At 67.4% G+C, this 1,431-nt stretch carries 1 pseudogene; it reads left to right on the forward strand.

Features of this window, described 5'->3' with window-relative positions:
• The first annotated feature begins 190 nt into the window (after positions 1–190).
• Positions 191–1,408, forward strand: a pseudogene (locus JK364_RS54255) (IS110 family RNA-guided transposase).
• Positions 1,409–1,431 lie beyond the last annotated feature (23 nt).

Genomic DNA, 1,431 nt, shown 5'->3' on the forward strand with positions numbered 1-1,431 from the left:
TGTGGGTCTGAACTGATCATTCGTAAGATCGGTGGGCCCGGGGGCTTCGGGTATGGCTGCCATGAGTGAGCCCGCTGGATGGCTTAGGAGACTTGGCCGCCCGGAGCCCCGCGACGACTCGACCGCCAATTGGGATACGCGACTCGATCGCTGCTGTAGGACAACGTCGGCGAGGTCGTCTGCGGGAGTGATGTACGACGAGCTGGCGGAGGTGGCCGTGCCTGAGATCTGGGCCGGGATGGACATCGGCAAGGAACATCACCACTGCGTGGTGATTAACGACGATGGCGAACGGCTGCTGTCCCGTCGGGTCCGCAACGACGAGACCGAACTGCTGGAGTTGCTCAGCGACGTCCTGGCGATATCCGACGATGCCCTGTGGGCCGTCGACCTCAACCACGGCGGCGCCGCCCTGCTCATCGGCCTGCTGGTCGCCCACGACCAGCCTGTCGCCTAACTCACCGGTCTCATGGTCCATCGCGCTTCGTCCACCTACCGCGGCGAGGGCAAGACGGATGCGAAGGACGCCTTCGTCATCGCCGACCAGGCGCGCGTCCGTCGCGATCTCGGTCTGCTCAGGCCAGGCGACGAGATCGCCGTCGACCTGCGCACCCTGACCACCCGCCGCCTGGACCTGGTCTTCGACCGCACCCGGCAGATCAACCGGCTCCGCGCCCAGCTCCTGGAGATATTCCCGGCGCTGGAACGCTGCCTGGAACTGATCAAGCGAGGACCGGTCACGCTGCTGACCGGTTATCAGACTCCGGCCGCCATCCGCCGTGCAGGGGCCGAACGGATCGAGACGTGGCTGAAGAACCGCAAGGTCCGCAGCGCGGGCGCACTGGCCAAGGCAGCCGTGGATGCTGCCGACGCCCAGCACACCGCGCTGCCCGGCGAGGAGCTGGCCGCTGCCATGGCCGTGCGGCTCGCGAAGGGGGTGATAGCCCTCGATGAGGAGATCGCCGAACTCGACGCCCTGATCGAGGCACGGTTTCGCGAACATCCGCACGCAGAGGTGATCCTCAGCCTGCCCGGCATGGGGCCGCGGCTCGGCGCCGAGTTCATCGCCGCCACCGGTGGCGACCTGGCGACCTTCGGCAGCGCCGACCGCCTGGCCGGGTTCGCCGGCCTGGCACCCCAGCCCCGCGACTCCGGACGCGTCAGCGGCAACCTGCGCAGGCCCCGGCGATACCATCGCGGGCTGCTGCGAACCATGTACCTGTCGGCCATGGTCAGTCTGCGTACCTGCCCGGCCTCCAAGACGTACTACGACAGGAAGCGCCGTGAAGGCAAGGGACACAAACAAGCTCTGCTCGCACTCGCCCGCCGACGCGTCAACGTCCTGTGGGCGATGATCCGTGACGGGCAGTGTTTCCATGCCTCACCGTCCGTCGCGGCTGCGGCTTGACATCGTCATTGGGAAGTCTCCTG

This window comes from Streptomyces endocoffeicus (assembly GCF_016741935.1).
GTDB classification, from domain to species: domain Bacteria; phylum Actinomycetota; class Actinomycetes; order Streptomycetales; family Streptomycetaceae; genus Streptomyces; species Streptomyces endocoffeicus.